The following is a 22168-nucleotide window of genomic DNA, read 5'->3' on the forward strand; positions in this document are numbered from 1 at the left end:
ACAAAAGGACCTGCCCGTGGCCGAGACCCCGACCCCAGCCGAAATCCGTGCTGCCCGCCTCGACAATCCCAAGATGCGCGAACGCGATCTGTCCGACACCCTCGGCATCACCGAGGCACAGCTTCTCGCCGCGCATGTGGGCCATGGTGTAACTCGCATTTCCGCCGACATGGACAGGATCATGCCGGCGCTGACACGTCTGGGCGAAGTCATGGCCCTGACCCGCAACGAAAGCTGCGTGATCGAGAAGGTCGGGATCTACGACGGGTTCCGCCCCGGCCCGCACGCGGCGCTGGTCGTCAACGAAGAGATTGACCTGCGCATGTTCCCCCGTCACTGGCAACACGGGTTCGCGGTCGAAAAGACGCTCGAGGATGGCGGTATCCGTCGCTCGATCCAGGTCTTCGACGCGGCTGGAGACGCGGTGCACAAGGTGTTTCTGCGGGACAAATCGGTGCTGGAGGAATGGGACGGCATCGTCGAGGATCTGCAGATCGCGGATCAATCCGATATGCTTGACGTCACCGCGCGCATCCCGGTCGAAGCGGCCAAGGGGCACGCGGACATGGCCGACCGCCTCCGCGCGGAATGGGATCAGATCACCGATACCCACCAATTCCTGCAAATGGTCCGCAAGCTCAAGATCAACCGCCTCGGAGCGTATCGCATTGCCGGCGCCCCTTACGTGCGCGCGCTGGCCCCCACTGCGGTGTCCGACCTGCTGAACCGCGCGGCAGAGAGCGCGCTGCCGATCATGGTCTTTGTCGGCAACATGGGGTGCATCGAAATCCACACCGGCCCTATCGAAACGCTGAAACCCATGGGGCCATGGCTGAACGTTCTCGACCCCGGCTTCAACCTGCATCTGCGGGCCGACCACATCGCCGAGGTCTGGCAAGTGACCAAGGCAACGCGGCGCGGCGATGCCATTTCGGTCGAAGCGTTCGACAACAAGGGTGGCCTGATCCTGCAAATCTTCGGCGTTCTCGCCGACCCGGATGCCGCTGACCGGTGGAACCAGACGGTTGCAGGGCTAGAGGGTCTGGCACAGGAAGTCCCGGCATGAAAAGGGTGAGCCTTTTGGGCGGGCTTCAAATCGCGCTGACCAGCCTTCTTGCGATCGTAGCTCTGACCGCGACGCTGCGCGCCGAACCGGCGCAGCGCATCGTATCGGTCGGCGGATCGGTGACCGAGATTGTCTATGCTCTAGGTCAGGAGCATCGCCTGGTGGCGCGGGATACCACGTCGAACCACCCCGAAGCCGTGACTGCCCTGCCCGACGTGGGCTATATTCGCCGCCTTTCGCCCGAGGGGCTGCTATCGGTGGACCCCGACATGATCCTGGCCGAAGAGGGCGCCGGCCCGCCCGAAGCGCTGGAGCTTTTGAGCGAGTCGCAAATCCCGGTCGTCACCATCCCGACAGGGTTTGACCGGGCCGCCGTGCTTGCCAAGATCGAAGCCGTGGCGTCAGTCTTGGATGTACCCGAAGAAGGGGCCGCGCTGGCCGCCCGGGTCGGCGCCGAAATCGATCGTGCCGCGGCGCGAGAGCTGTCTCGCAAAAAAGTCCTCTTTGTCCTGTCCATGCAGGGCGGGCGCATCATGGCCGGCGGGCAGAACACCGCTGCCGAGGGGATCATCAGCCTGTCGGGTGCCGAAAATGCGGCGCAAGGCTTCGAGGGCTACAAGCTCCTGACCGACGAGGCCGTTCTGACTGCCGCGCCGGATGTCATCCTCGTGATGAACAGCCGCGGTGATCGCCATCTCAGCGACGAGGCTCTGCTGTCGCATCCCGGTCTTGCCGCCACACCGGCCGGGCAGACCGGGGCAATCCTGCGCATGGACGGAATGTTGCTTCTCGGGTTCTCCGTGCGCACCGGGCAAGCCGTGACCGAACTGGCGAACGGGCTGGAGCGGGTTGGAAGTTGATACGGGTGAGTACCACCGTGGAAGCCATGACCGGCCCGGTTGCCGGGGACCGTAGCCACAAGGCCAGGCGGCTCACGCTTGTATTGCTGGCCCTCTTGGCCGCGGCCGGTATCGCGGGACTGGCCATCGGGGCGGCAGGCACCTCGCTCTGGTCGGCGCTCGGCGACCTGCTGAACGGGCGCGAGATGTCGCTGCGCGACCGCGTGGTCCTGTGGGATATCCGCGCCCCGCGTGTTCTGATGGGCATGTTGGTCGGCGCTGCCCTGGCCGTGTCCGGTGCGGTACTGCAAGGGCTGTTCCGCAATCCGCTGGCAGATCCCGGAATCGTCGGCGTCAGTGCCGGCGCAAGCCTCGGGGCCGTCAGTGCGATCGTGCTGGGCGGCATGCTGCCTTTCGCGGCGGCGTTGGGCAACTGGCTGGTACCGCTTGCCGCCTTTGCCGGGTCATGGATCGCAACCATGGTGCTTTATCGTATCGCGACCCGGGCGGGCCGTACGTCGGTCGCCACCATGCTTCTGGCGGGCATCGCGCTGACCGCTCTGACGATGGCGCTGACGGGAATGATCGTCTACATCGCCGACGACGCCCAGCTTCGCGATTTCACCTTCTGGAACATGGGCTCTCTTGCAGGAGCAACCTGGAGCAAGCTTGCCGCTGCCCCACTGATCTTGCTGCCGCTCCTTGCTGCGCCGGCCCTGGCGCATGGTCTCAACGGGCTGGCCCTGGGCGAAGCTGCCGCCGGGCATATCGGTATCCCAGTGCAGCGCCTGAAATCCGCTGCGATCCTGACCGTGGCTGCCGCGACCGGCGCGGCGGTGGCTGCAAGCGGTGGCATCGGCTTCGTGGGTATCGTGGTGCCGCATCTGCTGCGGCTGACCTCGGGCCCCGATCATCGCTGCCTCCTGCTCAATTCGGCCTTGCTGGGCGCGGCCCTGCTTCTGTTGGCCGATTTGGTCAGCCGGACCATCATTGCACCGGCGGAATTACCGATCGGCATCATCACCGCCGTGATCGGCGGACCCTTCTTTCTGTTCATCCTGCTGCGCCAGCGCAGCCTCCTGGACCTGTAATCCCATGCTGATCGCCAGTGCCGTGACCGTCAGAAACCGCAGCCAGACCCTCCTCGATGCAGTCGACTTTACCGCAGCGCCGGGACAGGTGACGGCGATCATCGGACCGTCAGGCGCTGGCAAGACCACCTTGCTCGCGGCGCTGACAGGCGATCACGGGCACAACGGTCGGGTCACTTTGAACGGACTCGACGTGGCTGATGCCCCCCGCCCCGCTCTGGCACAGATGCGCGCGGTCCTGGCTCAGTCCACGCCTCTGGCCTTTCCTTTTACCGTGCTCGAAGTGGTACGGCTGGGTCTGGTGAACACGCCGGGCCAGGACACCATCGCCCGACAGGCCCTGGCCCGGGTCGGACTTGCCGGCTTTGAGCCGCGCTACTATCAGGAGCTTTCAGGCGGCGAACAGCAGCGGGTGCAGTTGGCACGCGTTCTGTCCCAGGTCTGGAACCCGGTCTCCGATGCCGGAGCGCCGCGCTGGCTGTTTCTGGATGAGCCGGTCTCCAGCCTCGATATCGGCCACCAGATCCAGGTCATCGGACTGGTTCGCGATTTCGCCCGGCAGGGCGGTGGTGTGGTTCTAGTCATGCATGACCTGAACCTTACCACGATGTGTGCCGACAGCGTGGCCCTGCTGAAATCAGGCCAGATGCTGCTTCAGGATACGCCGGAGACAGTCTTCAATAACCGCCATTTGGGCCATGCCTATGATTGCGTGATGGAGGTTGGACAGGTGCCAGACAAGGGAACGTTCGTGCTGCCACAGATGGTGGTGCGGGCCACTGTCAAACAAGCCGCGCTTGATGCGGGAACGGCGGTTTCATAGGCGGTAACACGTCTATGATTCCTAGCGATTTGCTCGACGGGCGGATTGCTGATCTTTGACACCGTGACAGTTCGACCGCCCGATAAGGATGGAAACCGACAAGTAAACCGGACCAATCAGATCGGGCCAAGCAGACCCTTTGGGCTCGGAGCTCCACGATTCCTCTTCGAAATGGCCGCCCCCGCTCCTCGGCAGCCACCTGATAAAACTGGTCAGGCGACCGATACGAGCCCTAGACGGTCATCAAGACAAGAATTGTTTTCAGGCTATGCGAGTAGTCCAACGGTAAGCAGATCTTCTGATGAGTCCCTTAAATGCGCGAACTTCCCAGCGTGTGTCAGAAACCGAGCAATTCGAAACTCGGGGTGTCGCGCGATAAGCGCCGAAGATTCGTTCCGAGCGTCTTCCAGTCGGCCCATACGTTTCAACGCCAAAGTCTTCAAAACCCGCAAGCCCATAATGCTCGAGTTCCTCCGCAGCCCCCTATCTGCGCTGTCCAACGCTTCTGAATTTTGACCAAGCGCAATATGTGCGTTGGCAAGTGCAAGATAGATACGAAAAATCAGAGGATCCTTTGGGTTAAGTCTCAAGGCGACTTCTCCAAACCTGACGCCGAGCTCGGGATCGCCAAAAAACGTTTCAAGATAACTCCTTGATACCCACGCCCACGCGAAACTGGGACAAGCATCAACTGCGTTTGCCAGCAGCGTCATTCCCCGTTCTACATCATGAGAGTGAAAAGCTATCGAATAGCCGGCATAAGCCTGCGCTTCAATGTCACAGTTTGGGCTCTCCAGTGCCTCTTGGCTGAGAGCAATACCTTTTTCGATGATTGAATCTTCGTCTTCAGATGTCTGCCAAGCCACTTTCAAAGTTGAACACCATGACAAAACAGCCTTCGCGCTCGCATAGTCAGGATAGGCTTCAACCGCTTTCTCAAGGAAACGCTCTGCGTCCGAAATTCTTGCTGAGTTTAGCAGTCCTAGCGCATTCAGGTAGAGATCGTACGCAGTCAGGTCAGTAGGCCGCTTGCGTGTCGATTTTTGAATCTCAACGGCTTGAATTTGCGGAGCTATAGCTTTCGCTAGCTCGCCAACAATCCGGTCCTGCAACTCGAAAACATCGTCCAGAACACTGTCATACCGTTCCGCCCAAATCTGATGCCCATCCTGTGCTTCGACCAGCTGCACTGATATTCTTACCCTGTCCCCCGATCTGCGGAGGCTTCCTTCGACAACATAACGCACTCCGAGTTCGGCGCCTATTCGGCGCGTGTCCGCGGTAAGCCCCTTGTAGGTAAAAGCCGAGTTGCGAGCGATGACAAATAGCCATGGCACGCCGGACAGTACAGTGGTCAGATCCTCCGTAAGTCCATCAGCCAAATACTCGTCTTCAAGATCACTACCCAGCGTTTGCATCGGCAACACGGCGATCGAAGGCTTTTCAGGCAGATCAGGTAATGGCTGAACCGGTTCGGGCTCATCACCGACTGAAAGCTGGAAGACATGAACGGGCTTCTCGATGTTCTTCAGTTTCACTGGGCCCAAATCTTTGAAGCCCAACTGCAGCCGTCGATCCACATCCTCGTAAACCTTCGACGAAATCGTCACAGTGCCTGGAGCAGCAATACTCTCCAAGCGTGACGCAATGTTTACGCCATCGCCGAAAATGTCCCCGTCATCCTCGAGTATGTCTCCAGCGTGGACACCCATTCTGAAAACAGCTCGGTCGGGGGATGCGAGAGATTGATTTCGGTCTGACGCGACCTTCTGAAGAACATCTGCGCAGGCCACGGCGTCCACGACCGAGGAAAATTCGGCGAGAAAGCCGTCGCCCAAAGTCTTCACTATGCGTCCATGATGGAGGGCGACAGGTGTCTCAAAGGCACTTAGGTGGCCTCTGACTGTTCGGATGGTCCCCAACTCGTCGCGCTGGGCCATAGCACTAAAGTCCGCGACGTCCGCCGCGAGAATGGCTGCCAATCTTCGTTTCAAGAGCTCCTCCAACCGCGGACCGCAAGTAGACAAGAAGATCGAAAAATTGGCAAAGCCAATTTTCAAGTTCCTGCAGTACGAAGCTGACAGACCGCTCTGGCCGCATCTCACATGCTAGACAAACGGATCAAACGATCGCTTTTTCGGTGCTGGATCCACTTTCATAAGAGGTAGCGCATGTACTGGATGAAACGAAAAGCGACACTCGGCGTGGATCCATCGGGTGGCGTCATGATACAGTGACGGTATCCTTTGAAAATCGCTGCTAACGGGTCGGCGCGCAGTCCCATCAAGGTGCGTACCCCGGCCTCCTATGTTAAGGAACGCTGCGCATTCCAGCACATCGAAACGAGGGGCTGCCCTGTCTTTGTTTGTTTGATTGCGATCGACCGGCGTGCCACCGGGGGACAGTGCAAACACACTCAATGCCCGATCGACCAATGCTGGCACAACGGACTGCCAAGCCTCGGTATGCAAGGCCTCAGCCTGTGTGAACCTGGGTAGATCCGGCTTTATCGAAATGTGACTCATGAAATGACGAGGTTGAAACCCCGTCTGACAGCACTTGGAACCACACTTCGAACACTTCAGGCAGATTTGGCTTGATTAACCAAGATGGAGATTCTGTGGCTAAGTGATGGCAATCCCACGACAGTCTGATTTCAACCGTACGCCGCGCGCAGGCTCACGCGCTGGCAATCCGCGCACGCGCTGGTATGTGGCAGGTCGACGAATGCGACACAGTTTAAGTGCCGAAGAACAAGAACCCATAAAGGCCACGCGTCTTGGTTACAAATCCTGTGACAAGGCACGACCGCCAGATATCCTGCCTACTCCTACGCACCTGAGTTGTCTCGGGTGAAGTGGTGAGCCGTGCAGGATTCGAACCTGCGACCCACTGATTAAAAGTCAGTTGCTCTACCAACTGAGCTAACGGCCCACTTCGGCGGATTTTCTTTCCGCGTTGCGCTGTTGATGTCATTTTCCCTACTGGGTGCAAACGACACTTTCCAACGCCGGGGACACTGTATCGCGTCCCGATAGGCGCCGCTTCTATGGGGAGCGCGGGGGAGCGTCAACCCCTCTTTTCACGTTTTTCACGGTGGGCTGGATTCGTGTGAATGCCGCGTTTATATGCGCGCCATGGAACAGATCGCAGATACCGGGCTGCCCTTCAGAAAAATGCATGGGCTTGGCAACGATTTCGTCATTCTGGACGCGCGCGCGTCGGGAATCGAAGTCACGAAAGCGCTTGTCTGCGCCCTTGCCGACCGGCATCGCGGCGTAGGATTCGACCAGTTGGCGCTGATATCCACGGGCGAAGGCGATGCGCATCTGTCTTTCTTCAACGCCGACGGCTCTTCCTCGGCCGCTTGCGGGAATGCCACACGCTGCATCGCGCGCCTGCTGATGGACGAAACCGGTGCGAAGAATATTCGCCTTTCGACCGATCGCGGACAGTTGGTTGCGCAGGACGCCGGCGATGGACTGGTGTCGGTAAACATGGGCCATCCCCAGCTGACCTGGCAGGACATTCCGCTCGCCGAAGAGGTGGACACGCTAGAATTGCCAATCGAGGGAGCACCGGTCGCAACGGGCATGGGCAACCCCCATTGCACCTTTTTCGTCGAAGACGCCGAGGCGATTCCGCTCGAAGAATTCGGCAGCAGGTACGAGACACACCCGCTTTATCCGAAGCGGACGAATGTCCAGATCGCGCAGGTCACCGGGCCCGACAGGATTCGGATGCGGGTTTGGGAACGGGGCGTTGGCATTACACTTGCCTCTGGCTCTTCTTCTTGCGCAGCCGCGGTCGCGGCAGTGCGTCGCGGCCTAACCGGGCGGTCGGTACGCATCGACCTCGACGGTGGCACATTGCATGTCGACTGGTGTGATGATGGTGTCTGGATGACAGGGCCGACCGCGCACGTGTTTGACGGTGTACTCACCCGCGAATTCCTCGAGTCGCTGACATGAGCGCGCCACGTTTCGCAACGCTTGGCTGTCGCCTCAATTCCTATGAAACGGAGGCGATGAAAGAACTGGCCGGCGCCGCCGGGCTGAGCGACGCGGTGGTGGTGAACACCTGCGCCGTGACCGCCGAGGCCGTGCGCAAGGCCAGGCAGGAAATCCGCAAGCTCCGCCGGGAAAACCCTCGGGCCAGAATCATCGTGACCGGTTGTGCGGCTCAGACCGAGCCCGAGACCTTTGCTGCGATGGCCGAGGTCGATCAGGTGATCGGTAACAGCGAAAAGATGCGGCCCGAGACCTGGGCTGGGTTGGCGGCGGATTTCACCGGAGAGACCGAGCGCGTGCAGGTCGACGATATCATGTCGGTGACCGAAACGGCCGGACATCTGATCGACGGCTTCGGCACGCGCAGCCGGGCGTATGTGCAGGTTCAGAATGGCTGCGATCATCGCTGTACCTTCTGCATCATTCCATACGGCCGGGGTAACTCTAGGTCGGTGCCTGCGGGTGTTGTCGTGGACCAGATCAAGCGGCTCGTCGACAAGGGCTACAACGAGGTGGTTCTGACGGGGGTCGATCTGACCTCATGGGGCGCCGACATGCCAGGGCAGCCGCGGCTGGGTGATCTGGTGATGCGCATCTTAAAACTGACCGATGTGCCCCGACTTCGCATTTCGTCCATCGACTCTATCGAGGTGGACGACGCCCTGATGCAGGCGATCGCTTGTGAACCGAGGCTGATGCCACATCTGCACCTGTCCCTTCAGCACGGCGATGACCTGATCCTGAAGCGCATGAAACGCCGACACCTGCGCGACGATGCCATCCGGTTCACCGAAGAGGCTCGTAAGCTGCGTCCCGACATGACCTTCGGGGCCGATATCATAGCCGGGTTCCCCACCGAGACCGATGCGCATTTCGAGAACTCGCTTCGGCTTGTCCAAGAGTGTGATCTGACGTGGCTGCACGTTTTTCCGTACTCGCGCCGCGAAGGGACGCCAGCTGCAAAAATACCTTCGCAGGTGCCGGGCCCTGTCATTCGTAAGCGCGCTGCTCGCTTGCGCGCAGCGGGCGAGGATCAGGTCTCGGCCCATCTTGCAGCCCAGGTAGGCCGCCTGCATCAAGTGCTTATGGAAAGCCCCTATATGGGGCGCACCGAGCAATTCACTGAGGTGCGGTTTGACACCGCTCAGACCGAAGGCGCAATCGTGCCCGCCCGGATTTCAGCCGTTTCCGGCACGCAGCTCGTCGCCTGATCCGACACCCAACCCAGACGAAAAAACCCCGCGACGTAAATCGCAGGGTTTCGATTTTGCAGCATGCTGACTGGATCAGCTGGACTTGCCCTTCTTGACCGGCGCCCAGATGCGCTTGTTCGTCAGGTAGAGCAGCACCGACAGGATCGTCAGGAACACCACACCGACAAAACCCGCCTGCTTGCGTGCCATCATCTTTGGTTCCGCTGTCCACATCAGGAAAGCGGCAACATCCTCGGACATTGCGTGCATGTCATTGGCATGACCATCGGCGTATTCCACCTGCTCATCGAAGAGCGGCGGCGCCATCGAGATCCAGCCCCCTGGGAACGCAGTGTTTTCGTAAAGGATCACGCCTGCTTCTTCTTTTTCCTCACCAGTGTATCCGGTCAGGAGCGAAGCAATGTATTCAGCGCCGCCCATGCCTTTGAAGAGCTGGTTCAAACCGGTCCCGTAAGGGCCATGGAACCCCGCCCGGCCCTTGGCCATCAGGCTGAGGTCAGGCGCACCGGCTGCGGTCACTTCGGGGAAGTGGTCGGTCGGTGTGCGCGGACGCTCGTCTTCAAGCTCTTCATCGTAGATGAAGAAGTTGTCAGCCGCGTAGGCACGCACCTGATCCTCGGGGATGCCGGGGCCACCTTCGTCGGACAGCGTGCGCAGCGGGACGTATTTCAGCCCGTGGCAGGCAGAGCAGACCTCGGTATAGACCTGAAGGCCGCGCTGAAGCTGGTTCTGATCAAAAGAGCCGAACGGGCCTTCGAACGAGAACTGGAAATCCTCGATGTGCTGGTCGTAGGACCCTGCCGCGAAAGACGCGGCAGGAATGGCCAGTGCGAGCGCAGCACCGAGTGCGAGTTTCTTGAACATTGTCGTCATTGTCCTTTCCCTCACTCCGCGGGGCTTGCCGAAGGGGCAGTCTTCGTCCCGCCGGTATTCGGGGCGTAGTGCGCGTTGAAGTCTTCCTCGATGGTCTCGGGCTGCGGATCGGGCTTCTCGATCACACCCAGCAACGGCAGGATGATGAGGAAGTATGCGAACCAGTAGGCGGACCCGATGAGAGCGATGATCGGATAGATCCCCTCTGCAGGCATTGCGCCAACCCACATCAGAACGAAGAAGTTCACCACGAACAGCGCGAACCACCATTTGAACATCGGACGATAGCGACCCGAGCGCACCGAGGAGGTGTCGAGCCACGGTGCAAGGGCCATGACCGCGATCGCACCGAACATTGCCAGCACGCCGAAGAATTTGGCGTCGATGATGCCACCGGTGATAAAGCCCGCGAACTGCACCACCCAAACGGTGTCGTCGAAGGCACGCAGGATCGCGTAGAACGGCAGGAAGTACCATTCCGGAACGATGTGCGCCGGCGTCACCAGGGGGTCGGCCTCGATGTAGTTATCGGGGTGACCAAGGTAGTTCGGCATGAAGCCCACGATTGCCCAGAACACGGCCAGGATGACCGCCAGAGCGAACAGGTCTTTCATCACGAAATAGGGCCAGAACGGAAGCGTGTCCTTCTCGGCCTCGGCCTTGGACCCGCGGCGCACTTCGACCCCGGTGGGGTTGTTGTTGCCGGTCGTGTGGAACGCCCAGATGTGGACGATCACGAGACCCGCGATGACAAACGGCAGCAGGTAGTGCAGCGAGAAGAAGCGGTTCAGCGTGGCATTATCGACCGCAGGCCCGCCAAGCAGCCAGGTCTGGATCGGCTCGCCGATGAAGGGGATCGCACCAAACAGGCCGGTGATAACCGTTGCACCCCAGAAGGACATCTGACCCCAGGGCAGAACGTAACCCATGAAGGCGGTGCCCATCATCAACAGGTAGATCAGCATGCCTATGATCCACGTGATCTCGCGCGGCGCCTTGTAGGAGCCGTAGTAGAGACCGCGCAGGATGTGTGCATACACCGCAACAAAGAACAGCGATGCGCCGTTCATGTGCAGGTAGCGCAACATCGCGCCGCCGTTCACGTTCCGCATGATGTGTTCGACGCTGGCAAAGGCCATGTCGACATGCGGCGTGTAATGCATCACCAGGACGATGCCGGTGATGATCTGCAGCGCAAGACAGAAGGTCAGGACGATCCCCCAGATCCACATCCAGTTCAGGTTCTTGGGCGTGGGGATCATGATAGTGTCGTAGAGCAGACCCACGACGGGAAGACGGCTGTTCAGCCATTTTTCGCCGTTGGTCTTTGGCTCGTAATGGTCGTGCGGAATTCCGGACATACGTGCGTCTCCTTATCCCAGCTTGATCGTGGTCTCGTCCACGAACTCAGCGATCGGAATATGCAGGTTCTCGGGCGCTGGCCCCTTACGAATACGTCCTGCCGAGTCATAGTGCGACCCGTGGCAGGGGCAAAACCAGCCATGAAAATCACCGGCGCCATCGCCAAGCGGAACACAGCCCAGATGCGTGCAAACGCCGATCATCACCAGCCACTCGCCCGCTTCATCCAGTGTGCGGTTCTGATCGAGCGCATTGGATTGCGGATCATTGGGATTGCGCGCCTCGGGGTCGGGCAGATCGGACAGTTCGACTGCGCGGGCCTCTTCGATCTCTTCGGGCGTACGCCGACGGATAAAGACCGGCTTGCCAAGGAACTTGACGCTGATCTGGGTCCCGACCTCGACACCGCTGACATCGACACGGATCGACGACATCGCCTGAACGTCCGCCGACGGGTTCATCTGGTTTACAAGAGGCCAGATAGCGGCCCCTGCGGTTACGGCACCTGCGCCAGCCGTGGCGTAGTAGAGGAAATCTCTGCGGGTGCCTTCGTGGTCTTCTGCGTGGGACACGAGGTTTCTCCGATTCCTGCACCCGGTACTCCGGGCAAACATGCATCAAGACCGCATGAAAGCGGTGTCTCATCGCGGGTATCTAGCCGGGTGAAATCGGTTCGTCCAGCGGTCATAGGCGCGCACTACGCCGCAAGTGGGAAACTATGTCGCGACGGGACCAGTATTTTTCAACTCCCCGGCAATCCGCAGGGACTATCAGGCCGGCGGCGGGCGCGTTTCGATCATCGAGGGACGTGATTCGAACGTGGCAAACCAAGCGGCCAGATCCGGGCAGCCCTCGCGCCATCCGCGCGCGTCGTGGCGGAAGTCGAGGTAACCCAAGGCGCAACCAACTGCGATCTGACCCATGGTCAGCGGCCCGGACAAGTGGCTCATCCAACGAGACTCCAGCGCCGCGCAGGCACGTTTGATGCGGACCCATTGAGCGTCGCACCATTCGGGAGAGCGGATTTCCTCGCGGCGAAGCCTGCCTTCATAGGTGATCAGGAGCGCGGCATCCAGAATGCCGTCTGCCAATGCCTCGAGCGTAAGAACCTCCCAACGCCCAGGACCGGACGGGTACAGGCGCCCGCCAGCCCTGTCATCCAGCCATGCGCAGATCACCCGGCTGTCAAAAAGCGTCGGACCATCCGGCCGTTCCAATGCGGGGATCTTACCCAAAGGGTTTTTGTCATGCAGCGGCAGACCGCTGTCGAAAGGACCGAGAGAGGAGGGAATCAACTCCACCTCCGGCAATTGCCCGGTCTCGTGCAACACGACCATGACCTTGCGCACATAAGGTGAATTCGGGCTGTGATATAGTTTCATCGGCTCCCTCCGCTTGTTTCCGGGTCACGTTGAGACCGGATCGTCGAAAAGTCCAGCCGCCGTCAAACGTCGCGCATCCATTGCGCCAACAGCGCGGTCTCGGCCCCGATAGCCGCGTTTTCGGCCTCGTTCGCTGCGGCGACCCGCGCGCCATCAGGCTTGTTCTGGCCCAGCTTCCATGTCCCATCGAGCTCGTCGATCCACAGGCGAACCGGAACGATCATCCGCATCATGCGATCCAAGGCAGAGCCATCCATCTTGTCCGCGGTCCATGGCTTCTTCGGGTACAGTCGCGTTTCGAAGGCCGCTGTCTGCCTGTCGATCACGTCGCGCAAACTGTCCTGGGGTTGGCGTTCCAACCGGCCGATCAGGTGAACGGCGACGTAATTCCAGGTCGGAACCTGGTCAGCCGCCCCGTACCAGTCGGGCGAAATGTAGGAATCAGGACCCGATACGGCGAGCCTTGCGGGTTGCTGATCCTCCAACAATGGCAATATCGGGTTGGACCGGACAAGATGCATGTCGACATACAGCGCCCCTTCCGCCTCGATCACGAAGGGAACATGTGACATCAGAGGTGGCTTGCCGTCCTCGGCCACGGCAAGCGTACCAAATCCGCGCCCTCGGGCGAACGCAAGGATTCGATCGCGATCTTGCGTGCGGAAACTGGGATTCGGATGCATGGCGCGCGGCCCTTTTGTTGTTGCGCGACTTTCCTGCCCTACGCTCACCGATCTTTGCAAGTGATCCGGCGCCCGGTGGGCAAGGAACCATGTTACGCCGCGCGGGTTGCTCACCCATGGCGCGGGTCAGACCGTGCCAGAACAACCCTAAAAGGAGATCCTCGTATGGAAGGTGTAGGTTGGTTCGCGGCCATCATTATCGGCGGCCTCGCCGGTTGGTTGGCCGAAAAGTTCATGAATTCCGACATGGGCATCGTGATGAACATCATCCTCGGCATCGTCGGGGCACTCTTGCTCAATGCTATCCTCTTGGCCGTTGCCGGCGGCACGCTGGGCGGCTGGATCGGTCAACTTGTCGTGGGCTTCATCGGCGCCTGCCTGCTTATCTGGATTGCCCGCATGATCCGCGGTCGCGCCTGAGCCCGACAGGGCGAACCGACACGCGGCATGTTCGACGCTCTCTCTCTACCCGTTTTGCTTCTGCTCCTTTTCGGGGCGGGGGCGCTCGTAATCTTCGCGTCGATCCGCGCGACGGGCCTTGCAGACACCATCGCCGACCGTACCGCGATGGGCGAGGCAATGGTCGGCGGCATTGTCCTCGGCGGCGCAACTTCTTTATCGGGCGTGGTCGTATCCGTGACGGCCGCATCGGGGGGCGATGCTAGTTTCGCGGTCTCGAACGCAGTGGGCGGGATCGCGGCGCAGACGCTGTTTCTTGCCGTCGCCGACCTGCTGCACCGTCGTGCAAACCTCGAACATGCCGCCGCCGAGCCTGCGAACCTGTTCCAGGCTGTCATGCTGCTGATCCTGCTCAGCCTGCCTGTTGCCGCAATCGCCGGGCCGGACATGGCCTATTTCGGGGTTCACCCGGTCTCGATCTGCCTGTTCGTCGCGTATGTCGCCGGTGTCCGGCTCTCCGCCTCAGTCAGGGACAACCCGATGTGGACACCCGTCGAGACGCGCGAGACCCGGCGTGACGAGCCGGAGGATGAGAACGAAGCCAAAAAAACTGCGCTACAGCCCGCACTCGCCTTTGCCGGTCTGGTGGCAATCATGGGCGCGTGCGGTTGGATCATCAGCCAGATCGGCGGCAGCTTCATCGCGCGCTTCTCGTTGTCATCCAGCCTTGTCGGAGCACTGCTGACGGCAGTCATCACGTCGCTTCCGGAACTCGTGACGACACTCGTCGCCGTGCGGCGGGGCGCGTTGCAACTGGCGGTCGGTGGCATCATCGGCGGAAACACGTTCGACACGCTTTTCCTTGTTTTCTCGGACATCGCGTATCGCGATGGGTCGATCTATTCGGCGGTCGGCATGAACGACCTCTACTGGCTTGCGACCGGCATGCTGATGACCGCCGTTTTGTTGGCTGGATTGATCCTGCGCCAACGCGAAGGTCCGGCGCGGATAGGGATAGAAAGCGTTCTCATGATGGGCATCTACGCCAGTGCAGTCGCAGTCGAGATTTTCGGCCGCAGCTGATGCAATCGCCCTAAGGGCTTGAGGCACCTCGCCCGCGCCGCTAAGCACGGGCGCATAAAGGAGCCACGCCCCATGTCCATCAACTCTTTCGGCCATCTTTTCCGCGTCACGACCTGGGGTGAAAGCCACGGGCCTGCACTCGGGGCGACCGTCGACGGGTGCCCGCCGGGCGTGCCGATCGACGAAGCGACGATCCAGCACTGGCTGGACCGGCGCAAGCCGGGCCAGAACAAGTACACCACGCAGAGACGCGAGCCCGACGCGGTACGCATCCTGTCCGGCGTGTTCGAAGGGCAGACGACCGGAACCCCGGTGCAGTTGATGATCGAGAATACCGACCAGAGGTCCAAGGATTATTCCGACATCATGGACAAGTTTCGGCCGGGTCACGCCGACATCACCTATTTCCAGAAGTATGGCATTCGCGATTACCGAGGCGGCGGGCGCTCTTCGGCGCGTGAGACGGCCGCACGCGTTGCCGCAGGCGGTCTTGCGCGCGAAGCGATCAAGGCACTGGCCCCCAATATCGAAATCTCTGGCTACATGGTCCAGATGGGCCCAAACCGGATCGAAAGGGACCGCTTTGACCGCGCGCAGATCGAACAGAACCCTTTCTGGGTGCCGGATGCACAAGCTGCCGAGGAATGGGCAACCTATCTGGACGATCTGCGCAAGTCGGGCAATTCCGTAGGCGCCGTGATCGAGGTGGTCGCACGAGGGGTTCCTGCAGGCATCGGTGCGCCAGTCTATGGGAAACTCGATACCGACCTCGCGGCGGCGATGATGTCGATCAACGCGGTCAAGGGCGTCGAAATCGGTGAGGGGATGGCCGCTGCCGAACTGACCGGCGAGGCCAATGCCGACGAAATCCTCATGAGACAGGACGGGCCGCAATACAGCTCCAATCACGCGGGTGGGATCCTGGGCGGAATCTCGACCGGTCAGGACATCGTCGTGCGCTTTGCGGTCAAGCCGACCTCGTCCATCCTGACCACCCGGCGGACGATCACCAAAACGGGTGAAGAGACCGAAATCATCACCAAGGGCCGCCACGATCCCTGTGTCGGCATCCGCGCAGTCCCGGTTGGCGAGGCCATGATGGCCTGCGTTATTCTGGACCATCTGCTGCTCCACCGCGGGCAGATCGGCGAAAACCGTGGCCATATCGGCTGATCTGCGCTCGGCTCTACGGGCCGAGGTCACGGCGCGTATGGCTCAGGATCCGGCCCATGACCTCGCTCATCTCGACCGGGTCTGGGCCAATGCTCAGGCAATCTGCGACCACATGCCAAGTCGCATCCTTTTGGCCGCCAGTTACTTGCACGACCTGGTCAACCTGCCCAAGGACGACCCCGAACGTCATCTCGCCTCGCGCCGGTCGGCCGAGGCCGCGCGGCCCGTGCTGATGGCCCGGCAGTTCACCGCGGATGAGATCGAAGAAACGTGCCACGCAATCGAGGCGCATAGCTTCTCGGCCTGCATCACGCCGAACACCCAAACCGCGCGCATCCTGCGGGACGCGGACAGGCTCGACGCGCTTGGCGCGATCGGAATCGCACGGTGTTTTGCGGTCTCAGGCGCGCTGGGACGGGACCTATATGATCCGGTCGATCCTTTCGCGCAGACCCGTGACCCCGACGACAAGACATGGTCACTCGATCATTTCCGGGTCAAACTCTTGCGCCTGCCCGACGAGATGCTCACCGCGCGAGGCGCCGAGCTGGCGCATGACCGCGCCGCCCGCATGATCGTCTTTCTCGATACGCTGGCGTCTGAAATCGGGACACGCTTGCCCGACGATTGGCGCGCATGACCGGGATCCTCTCGATCACCTTCCCGATCTATGGCGCGATCACCATCGGCTTTCTGCTGGTGCGCTTCGGCTGGTTCTCTGCACAGGACATGCGTGTGCTGGGCAACTACGTCCTGAACGTGGCCCTGCCTGCACTGCTCTTCAACGCCGTCTCGCGCCGCAACATCGCCGAGGTCTTCGACGGCCCCTATATGCTCGCCTTTGCAATGGCCGGACTGGCGACGGTCGCATTGGCATATCTTTGGTTCGCCCTGACCCGAACCGAAGCACCCAGACGGGCCGTGGCCGTAATGGGTACGTCCTGCCCGAACTCCGGCTTCATTGGGTACCCGGTCATGTTGTTGATTTTTCCCGATATCGCCGGTGTCATCCTGGCACTGAACATGCTGGTCGAGAACATCGTGATCATCCCCGTCTGCCTGATCCTGATGGAGTTGAGCCGCGGCGACCAGCATGGATCGTTGACGCGAAAAATAGCGGCGATCCTATGGGGCGTGATCAAGCGGCCGATGGTTCTGGGGCTACTTTTGGGTCTCGTGTTTTCGCTGCTGCGAATCCCCATGCCTGAACCTGTCACGCGACTGTTCGACATGTTCGCGGCGGCGGCCGCCGCCCTGTCGCTACTGGTCATCGGCGGGTCACTGGTCGGCCTGCCCCTGCGCGGCAACCAATGGCGGGCGGCTCAGATCGCGGTTGGCAAGCTGCTTTTGCATCCGGCCATGGCGGCATTTGCCGTGATGAGTATCGGTGCCTTGGGCTTTGCACTGTCTGACGACATGCGGATCGCGCTGATCCTGTCGGCCGCTATGCCGATGTTCGGTATCTACGCCGTGCTTGCCCAGGAACAGGGACATGAGGGCATGGCGTCTATCGCGATGCTGATGGCCACGGCGGGCAGTTTCGTGACGCTTTCGGTCCTTCTGGCCTTGCTCACCTAGCGCCAGGTCGGATGGCTTGACCCCAACGTTGCCGCGCCGCTCGCCCAAGACATCGGTGTCCCGGCAACGCAAAGCGCGGGTTGCAGGCGTCGGGCGGTCCCCCAAGCCGTCTGCTCATTCCCTTCGGCAAGGTCCGATGGTTCGATCCCCGTGATCTCGAGCCCATCCGACTTCTCCATGCCGGCAAGCAACTCTGCCGTCCGAGCCAGCGACAATCGAGCCGAGAACAAACCATCCCCCTTCAAAGCCCGATCAAGAGCAACAATCGCAGCCGCTGCCATGAGGTAGCCCGTGGCGTGGTCAAGCGCCTGAACCGGCAACGGGTGGGGCCGGTCCGACCCGGCCCAACGCATACCCTCGTCGGCAATTCCGCTGCTCATCTGCAGCAAAGAGTCGAATCCGCGACGACCAGCCCACGGCCCGGTCCAGCCATAGGCATCCAGCGCAACTTCGATCAGGCCCGGAGCGATCGACTGTCTTTGCGTCGGGGAGATGATGGCATCCAGCGCACCGGGTCGATAGCCGTGCACCAACAGGTCGGCCCGGGCGAGAAGCGCCTCGAACGCCTTCCGTCCATCGACGGATTTCAGGTCGAGCCGCGCGCATCGCTTGCCCAATGTAACCTCCGGTACGACACCCGGCTCCTCCCAATCCGGTGGATCAATGCGCAAGACCTCGGCGCCGAAGCCGGCCAGCGTTCGGGTCGCCACCGGCCCCGCCAGCACTCGCGTCAGGTCGAGAACGCGCAAGCCCCTCAATGGCCTGTCAATGGTTCCGCCCCAGTCGCGGACGTGCCCGGGCCTGTCCGCCCAGTGCACCAATGGCTCGGCAGCTACGGCACGGCCCTGCGGATGTGACATCCAATCCGTCCGGCTGCGCATCGCAGCCGCGGCGCCCCCGGCAGCGACAATCGCGGCTTCCAGCTCCGCCGCCGCCCAGCGCGAGACCTCGGCGCGGACCGCGTCACGATCCCCGTCGCACCCCAGCACAGAGAGAGCCGCGCGCCGATGGTGTGGCGCGTTGGTATGTAACCTGATCCAGCCGTCCTGCGCCTCGTAATCGCCTGCTACAGGATCCCATGCTGCAGGCAACTCCCACCCTTCCGGCCGGAGCGACCATGAAAACCAGAGCGAGGCAAGCCGTCGGTCGACCGTAACCTCGGGGCGTTTTCCCCATCGCGTTCCGATCAAACCCGCCAACGCGCTGCCGACCGCACCCATCGAACGCGTGGCCAGTTCGGTCACCGCAAATGCCGAGCGCCAGACACCCTCGCCCGTTACCGCGACCTGCCCACCGCTCAACGAAGCGCTGAGATCATCCATGTGCGAACAAACCCGCGTAGTCCTCGCGCAGCGCCTTTTTCTGAACCTTTCCCATCGTGTTGCGCGGCAAGGCGTCAAGCATGATGATACGCTTTGGCTGCTTGAACTTGGCCAGCTGCCCTTCGAGCGCGCCGGTAATCGCCTCGGGCGTAATGCTGTCATCTGCGGGAACGACCACGGCGACGACACCTTCCCCGAAATCGGGATGGGGCACACCGATCACCGCGCTTTCCGAAACGCCCGGCAGATCGTCGATCAGCCCCTCGATCTCCTTGGGGTAGACGTTGAAACCGCCGGTAATGATCAGGTCTTTCTCGCGGCCGACGATGGTGACATAGCCGTCGGCATCCACCTTTGCCAGGTCACCCGTGATGAACCACCCGTCCGGGCGCAACTCTTCGGCCGTTTTCTCGGGCATCTGCCAATAGCCCTTGAACACGTTTGGCCCACGCACTTCGAGAACGCCGATCTCGCCGGTCGGCACCTCCGCGCCGTCGAGCATCACGCGCGCCTCAACGCCCGGCAGGGGAAAACCGACCGTCCCGGCGCGACGCTCCCCCTCATAAGGGTTGGAGGTGCTCATGTTCGTTTCGGTCATGCCATAGCGTTCAAGAATCCGGTGACCGGTCCGCGCCTCCCACTGCTCATGCGTATCGACGAGAAGCGGGGCAGACCCGGAGATGAACAACCGCATGTTCGCTGCCCGCTCGCGTGTCAGGCGCGGATCGGCCAGAAGACGCGTGTAAAAGGTCGGCACCCCCATCAGCGCGGTCGCTCGCGGCATCGCCTCGAGGATCGCATCGCTATCGAATCCCGGCAGGAACACCACCTGTGCCCCGGCCAGAAGTGCCACGTTGGTCGCCACGAACAGACCGTGAGTATGAAAAATCGGCAGAGCATGGATCAGCACGTCATCAGCCGTGAAGCGCCAGTAATCGCGCAGCGTTGCCGAGTTCGAGGCAAGGTTGGCATGGCTCAGCATCGCGCCCTTGGACCGGCCCGTCGTCCCCGAGGTGTAGAGGATCGCGGCCAGATCATCGGCTGCGCGCGGCAGTGGGTTGGCCGGCTCTTGCGCATCTGCCAGATCGCGCAGGGTGCCGTGGCCCGATGAGTCGAGGGTCAATACCTCGGCGCTGCCTGCGATTCCGCGCACCTCATCCAGCCGGCCCGGATCGCACACGACCACCCGCGGGGTGGCGTCCTTGAGAAAATAGGCGACCTCCGGCCCTGTATAGGCGGTGTTGAGCGGCAGGAAGACACCCCCCGCCATCACCGTACCAAGATACAGCTGAATGGCCTCGATGGTCTTTGCCACCTGCACCGCGACCCGGTCGCCCGGCTTTGATCCGCAAGCGATCAGTGCAGCGGCCATACGTCCGGCGCCCTCGAACAGATCGCCGAACCGGACCGTCGCGCCATCGGGAAGATAGGCAAAAATCTCGTCCGCGCGCCCATCGGTCGCGTCGCGCAGTTCTTTGATCAGGTGATTGTGGTCGGGCATTGCTCAGGCTCCTTCTCGCGGCGTGCGCACAGTGCGGGTAGCGCCCATGCAAAATCAAGCAATTGATCTTTCCCCGCCAAAGGCGCAGGGTCGCGCGCATGGCCACATCCTTAACATCGCATCGACCCATGCTGGCCATCGGCCTTAAATTGGGGGCGTTGTTCCTGTTCACCAGCATGTCGGCGCTGGTCAAGGCGCTTTCAGACGACATACCAGCCGGTGAAATGGTGTTCTTCCGGTCGCTGTTTGCGATCCCGCCGATCCTGATCTGGCTCAGCTTCACCGGCAAGCTGGAACACGCGTTCAAGGTCAAGCGCCCTATGGGCCATGTCTGGCGCGGCGTACTGGGGACAACCGCGATGGGCCTGACCTTTACGGGCCTAGGCCTTCTGCCGCTGCCCGAAGTTACCGCCATCGGCTATGCCACGCCGATTTTCACCCTGGTCCTCGCGGCGCTGATGCTGGGTGAAAAGATCCGCATGATCCGTATCGGAGCCGTGGCGCTGGGGCTGCTGGGCGTTCTCATCATGCTCTGGCCCCGTCTGGGCGCCGATCTGAGCGATGCGGCAACCATCGGCGCCTTGTGCATTCTGCTTGCGACCGTGGCCCGTAGCTTCGTGCAGATCCATATCCGCCAGCTTGTCGCCGTAGATCACGCAGCGGCCATCGTGTTCTATTTCTCGTTGACCGCTACGCTGTTGTCGGCCCTCACGGCGTTCGGCGGCTGGGTCATGCCCACGCCGGGACAGGCTGTGACCCTCGTGCTCATGGGGTTCATCGGAGGCGTGGCGCAGATCCTCGTGACTTCGTCCTACCGGTTCGGACAGGCCTCGATGCTGGCACCCTACGATTACACCACGATGCTGTTCGCGATCGTAATCGGCTATGTCTGGTTCGACGAATTGCCCACGCTTGTCATGCTGGCGGGCGCAACGCTGGTAATTGCAGGAAATGTCGTCGTGATCTGGCGCGAACATCAGCTTGGACTGGAACGCGGCAAGGCGCGCGCGGTCACCGATCCGAAAAGCTGAGCTTGCCCTCGGCGCGCCGATCCATAGGGTGGGCGCGACCAGACCGGAGGGCATGATGAACGACGCGCAGGATCACAAGGACAAGATGCAGAAAATGCAGACCAAGCAACGCGAGAAGGTCTCGCAGTTGCGCGACCCCGAGCGTGGGCTGGTTCTTGTCCATACCGGCAACGGCAAGGGAAAATCCTCTTCTGCCTTCGGGGTCGTCATCCGTGCGCTGGGGTGGAAACAGAAGGTCGCCGTGGTGCAGTTCATCAAGGGCACTTGGAAGACAGGTGAAAGGCAGTTTTTTGAACGGCTGGGCGGCATCGACTGGCACACGATGGGCGAAGGATTCACCTGGGACACGCAGGACAGGGATCGCGATATCGCGGCCGCGAACGCCGCTTTCGACAAGGCGTGCGACTTGATGGCAGGCGGTGATTACGACCTCGTCGTGCTGGACGAAATCAATATCGCCCTGCGCTATGATTACCTAAGCATACAGCGCGTGATCGAGGGGCTCGATGCGCGCGCAGCAAAGACCGGCGTGATCCTCACCGGCCGCGACGCGCCCGAGGCCCTTTGCGCCTATGCCGATCTGGTCACCGAGATGACCGAGGTCAAACATCCCTTTCACAACGGCATCAAGGCCCAGCGCGGCGTCGATTTCTAATATCTGATTTTCTTGTCGATCACGGGCCATGTCCGGCCCATGACCGTTCAGTTGCGAAAGAATGACTGGCAGGCCCCCGACCG

At 61.3% G+C, this 22168-nt stretch carries 21 protein-coding genes and 1 tRNA gene; 13 read left to right on the plus strand and 9 right to left on the minus strand.

Annotated features, from left to right (window positions below; translation table 11 throughout):
- Positions 1–73 precede the first annotated feature (73 nt).
- The 4 genes from ACFORG_RS02025 to ACFORG_RS02040 are packed head-to-tail and all read left to right on the plus strand — an operon-like array spanning position 74 to position 3819.
- On the plus strand, positions 74–1066 hold the full coding sequence (locus ACFORG_RS02025; protein WP_386733896.1) for a hemin-degrading factor: 993 nt from the start codon (positions 74–76) through the stop codon (positions 1064–1066).
- Positions 1063–1926: a heme/hemin ABC transporter substrate-binding protein gene (locus ACFORG_RS02030; RefSeq protein ID WP_386733705.1), complete on the plus strand. Its 864-nt coding sequence runs from the start codon at positions 1063–1065 to the stop codon at positions 1924–1926. The genes ACFORG_RS02025 and ACFORG_RS02030 overlap by 4 nt, the downstream gene beginning before the upstream one ends.
- Before the next feature lie 26 nt (positions 1927–1952).
- Complete coding sequence (locus tag ACFORG_RS02035; protein WP_386733897.1) at positions 1953–2996, plus strand: FecCD family ABC transporter permease; 1044 nt, start codon at positions 1953–1955, stop codon at positions 2994–2996.
- 4 nt (positions 2997–3000) lie between these two features.
- Positions 3001–3819 carry a heme ABC transporter ATP-binding protein gene (locus tag ACFORG_RS02040; protein WP_386733706.1) on the plus strand — a complete coding sequence of 273 codons (819 nt, stop codon included), beginning with the start codon at positions 3001–3003 and terminating at the stop codon, positions 3817–3819.
- Between the two features lie 266 nt (positions 3820–4085).
- On the opposite strand, the gene ACFORG_RS02045 is transcribed toward ACFORG_RS02040, so the two are convergent.
- Both ACFORG_RS02045 and ACFORG_RS02050 read right to left on the minus strand, forming a co-directional pair.
- The gene (locus ACFORG_RS02045; protein ID WP_386733707.1) at positions 4086–5924 is read right to left on the minus strand and encodes an adenylate/guanylate cyclase domain-containing protein; all 1839 of its coding nucleotides are present in this window, start codon (positions 5922–5924) and stop codon (positions 4086–4088) included.
- A gap of 753 nt (positions 5925–6677) precedes the next feature.
- Positions 6678–6753 (minus strand) — tRNA-Lys (locus ACFORG_RS02050).
- Between the two features lie 194 nt (positions 6754–6947).
- Between ACFORG_RS02050 and dapF the strand changes: the two genes are divergently transcribed.
- Both dapF and mtaB read left to right on the plus strand, forming a co-directional pair.
- Positions 6948–7790: a diaminopimelate epimerase gene (gene dapF / locus ACFORG_RS02055; protein ID WP_386733708.1), complete on the plus strand. Its 843-nt coding sequence runs from the start codon at positions 6948–6950 to the stop codon at positions 7788–7790.
- A complete protein-coding gene (gene mtaB / locus ACFORG_RS02060; protein ID WP_386733709.1) occupies positions 7787–9040 on the plus strand; it encodes a tRNA (N(6)-L-threonylcarbamoyladenosine(37)-C(2))-methylthiotransferase MtaB in 1254 nt (417 codons plus the stop codon). The genes dapF and mtaB overlap by 4 nt, the downstream gene beginning before the upstream one ends.
- A 75-nt stretch (positions 9041–9115) precedes the next feature.
- Here mtaB and ACFORG_RS02065 read toward each other — a convergent pair whose 3' ends face one another.
- From ACFORG_RS02065 to ACFORG_RS02085, 5 genes are all read right to left on the minus strand, one after another.
- Positions 9116–9907: a cytochrome c1 gene (locus ACFORG_RS02065; RefSeq protein ID WP_386733898.1), complete on the minus strand. Its 792-nt coding sequence runs from the start codon at positions 9905–9907 to the stop codon at positions 9116–9118.
- A 20-nt stretch (positions 9908–9927) separates the two neighbouring features.
- Complete coding sequence (gene petB / locus ACFORG_RS02070; RefSeq protein ID WP_386733710.1) at positions 9928–11277, minus strand: cytochrome b; 1350 nt, start codon at positions 11275–11277, stop codon at positions 9928–9930.
- A 12-nt stretch (positions 11278–11289) separates the two neighbouring features.
- Positions 11290–11850, minus strand: coding sequence for a ubiquinol-cytochrome c reductase iron-sulfur subunit (petA, locus tag ACFORG_RS02075; protein WP_386733711.1), 561 nt, complete (start codon positions 11848–11850; stop codon positions 11290–11292).
- 198 nt (positions 11851–12048) lie between these two features.
- Positions 12049–12660, minus strand: coding sequence for a glutathione S-transferase (locus ACFORG_RS02080; protein ID WP_386733712.1), 612 nt, complete (start codon positions 12658–12660; stop codon positions 12049–12051).
- A gap of 62 nt (positions 12661–12722) precedes the next feature.
- The gene (locus tag ACFORG_RS02085) at positions 12723–13343 is read right to left on the minus strand and encodes an FMN-binding negative transcriptional regulator (RefSeq protein WP_386733713.1); all 621 of its coding nucleotides are present in this window, start codon (positions 13341–13343) and stop codon (positions 12723–12725) included.
- Between the two features lie 165 nt (positions 13344–13508).
- On the opposite strand from ACFORG_RS02085, the gene ACFORG_RS02090 reads away from it, so the two are divergent.
- The 5 genes from ACFORG_RS02090 to ACFORG_RS02110 all read left to right on the plus strand — a co-directional run bounded on the left by ACFORG_RS02090 (position 13509) and on the right by ACFORG_RS02110 (position 17576).
- Positions 13509–13763, plus strand: coding sequence for a GlsB/YeaQ/YmgE family stress response membrane protein (locus tag ACFORG_RS02090; RefSeq protein WP_386733714.1), 255 nt, complete (start codon positions 13509–13511; stop codon positions 13761–13763).
- Positions 13764–13790: 27 nt separating this feature from the next.
- Positions 13791–14825 (plus strand): sodium:calcium antiporter, encoded by a 1035-nt coding sequence (locus tag ACFORG_RS02095; protein ID WP_386733715.1) that lies wholly within the window; start codon positions 13791–13793, stop codon positions 14823–14825.
- Between the two features lie 72 nt (positions 14826–14897).
- A complete protein-coding gene (gene aroC, locus ACFORG_RS02100) occupies positions 14898–15998 on the plus strand; it encodes a chorismate synthase (RefSeq protein ID WP_386733716.1) in 1101 nt (366 codons plus the stop codon).
- Complete coding sequence (locus ACFORG_RS02105; protein WP_386733717.1) at positions 15982–16638, plus strand: HD domain-containing protein; 657 nt, start codon at positions 15982–15984, stop codon at positions 16636–16638. The genes aroC and ACFORG_RS02105 overlap by 17 nt, the downstream gene beginning before the upstream one ends.
- Entirely contained in the window at positions 16635–17576 is a 942-nt protein-coding gene (locus tag ACFORG_RS02110) for an AEC family transporter (RefSeq protein WP_386733718.1), read from the plus strand. Before ACFORG_RS02105 ends, ACFORG_RS02110 begins: the two co-directional genes overlap by 4 nt.
- Here ACFORG_RS02110 and ACFORG_RS02115 read toward each other — a convergent pair.
- Both ACFORG_RS02115 and ACFORG_RS02120 read right to left on the minus strand, forming a co-directional pair.
- Positions 17573–18898 (minus strand): CoA transferase, encoded by a 1326-nt coding sequence (locus ACFORG_RS02115; RefSeq protein WP_386733719.1) that lies wholly within the window; start codon positions 18896–18898, stop codon positions 17573–17575. The two genes, ACFORG_RS02110 and ACFORG_RS02115, sit on opposite strands and share 4 nt — an antisense overlap.
- Positions 18891–20399 (minus strand): malonate--CoA ligase, encoded by a 1509-nt coding sequence (locus ACFORG_RS02120; RefSeq protein WP_386733720.1) that lies wholly within the window; start codon positions 20397–20399, stop codon positions 18891–18893. The genes ACFORG_RS02115 and ACFORG_RS02120 overlap by 8 nt, the downstream gene beginning before the upstream one ends.
- A gap of 98 nt (positions 20400–20497) precedes the next feature.
- On the opposite strand from ACFORG_RS02120, the gene ACFORG_RS02125 reads away from it, so the two are divergent.
- Together ACFORG_RS02125 and cobO are read left to right on the plus strand one after the other, a co-directional pair.
- Positions 20498–21430 (plus strand): DMT family transporter, encoded by a 933-nt coding sequence (locus ACFORG_RS02125; protein WP_386733721.1) that lies wholly within the window; start codon positions 20498–20500, stop codon positions 21428–21430.
- 55 nt (positions 21431–21485) lie between these two features.
- A complete protein-coding gene (gene cobO / locus ACFORG_RS02130; RefSeq protein ID WP_386733722.1) occupies positions 21486–22085 on the plus strand; it encodes a cob(I)yrinic acid a,c-diamide adenosyltransferase in 600 nt (199 codons plus the stop codon).
- The last annotated feature ends 83 nt before the right edge of the window (positions 22086–22168 follow it).

This window comes from Lutimaribacter marinistellae (assembly GCF_042648365.1).
Classification (GTDB): domain Bacteria; phylum Pseudomonadota; class Alphaproteobacteria; order Rhodobacterales; family Rhodobacteraceae; genus Lutimaribacter_A; species Lutimaribacter_A marinistellae.

What these genes read in the sequence shown, in the direction of transcription:
- aroC (WP_386733716.1), top strand. Translation starts at nt 14,898, where the DNA reads ATGTCCATCAACTCTTTCGGCCATCTTTTCCGCGTCACGACCTGGGGT.
- mtaB (WP_386733709.1), top strand. Translation starts at nt 7,787, where the DNA reads ATGAGCGCGCCACGTTTCGCAACGCTTGGCTGTCGCCTCAATTCCTAT.
- cobO (WP_386733722.1), top strand. Translation starts at nt 21,486, where the DNA reads ATGAACGACGCGCAGGATCACAAGGACAAGATGCAGAAAATGCAGACC.
- ACFORG_RS02115 (WP_386733719.1), bottom strand. Translation starts at nt 18,898, where the DNA reads ATGGATGATCTCAGCGCTTCGTTGAGCGGTGGGCAGGTCGCGGTAACG.
- ACFORG_RS02030 (WP_386733705.1), top strand. Translation starts at nt 1,063, where the DNA reads ATGAAAAGGGTGAGCCTTTTGGGCGGGCTTCAAATCGCGCTGACCAGC.
- ACFORG_RS02025 (WP_386733896.1), top strand. Translation starts at nt 74, where the DNA reads ATGCGCGAACGCGATCTGTCCGACACCCTCGGCATCACCGAGGCACAG.
- petB (WP_386733710.1), bottom strand. Translation starts at nt 11,277, where the DNA reads ATGTCCGGAATTCCGCACGACCATTACGAGCCAAAGACCAACGGCGAA.
- ACFORG_RS02110 (WP_386733718.1), top strand. Translation starts at nt 16,635, where the DNA reads ATGACCGGGATCCTCTCGATCACCTTCCCGATCTATGGCGCGATCACC.
- ACFORG_RS02065 (WP_386733898.1), bottom strand. Translation starts at nt 9,907, where the DNA reads ATGTTCAAGAAACTCGCACTCGGTGCTGCGCTCGCACTGGCCATTCCT.
- ACFORG_RS02095 (WP_386733715.1), top strand. Translation starts at nt 13,791, where the DNA reads ATGTTCGACGCTCTCTCTCTACCCGTTTTGCTTCTGCTCCTTTTCGGG.
- ACFORG_RS02035 (WP_386733897.1), top strand. Translation starts at nt 1,953, where the DNA reads ATGACCGGCCCGGTTGCCGGGGACCGTAGCCACAAGGCCAGGCGGCTC.
- ACFORG_RS02125 (WP_386733721.1), top strand. Translation starts at nt 20,498, where the DNA reads ATGGCCACATCCTTAACATCGCATCGACCCATGCTGGCCATCGGCCTT.
- ACFORG_RS02040 (WP_386733706.1), top strand. Translation starts at nt 3,001, where the DNA reads ATGCTGATCGCCAGTGCCGTGACCGTCAGAAACCGCAGCCAGACCCTC.
- dapF (WP_386733708.1), top strand. Translation starts at nt 6,948, where the DNA reads ATGCGCGCCATGGAACAGATCGCAGATACCGGGCTGCCCTTCAGAAAA.
- ACFORG_RS02090 (WP_386733714.1), top strand. Translation starts at nt 13,509, where the DNA reads ATGGAAGGTGTAGGTTGGTTCGCGGCCATCATTATCGGCGGCCTCGCC.
- ACFORG_RS02120 (WP_386733720.1), bottom strand. Translation starts at nt 20,399, where the DNA reads ATGCCCGACCACAATCACCTGATCAAAGAACTGCGCGACGCGACCGAT.
- ACFORG_RS02080 (WP_386733712.1), bottom strand. Translation starts at nt 12,660, where the DNA reads ATGAAACTATATCACAGCCCGAATTCACCTTATGTGCGCAAGGTCATG.
- ACFORG_RS02085 (WP_386733713.1), bottom strand. Translation starts at nt 13,343, where the DNA reads ATGCATCCGAATCCCAGTTTCCGCACGCAAGATCGCGATCGAATCCTT.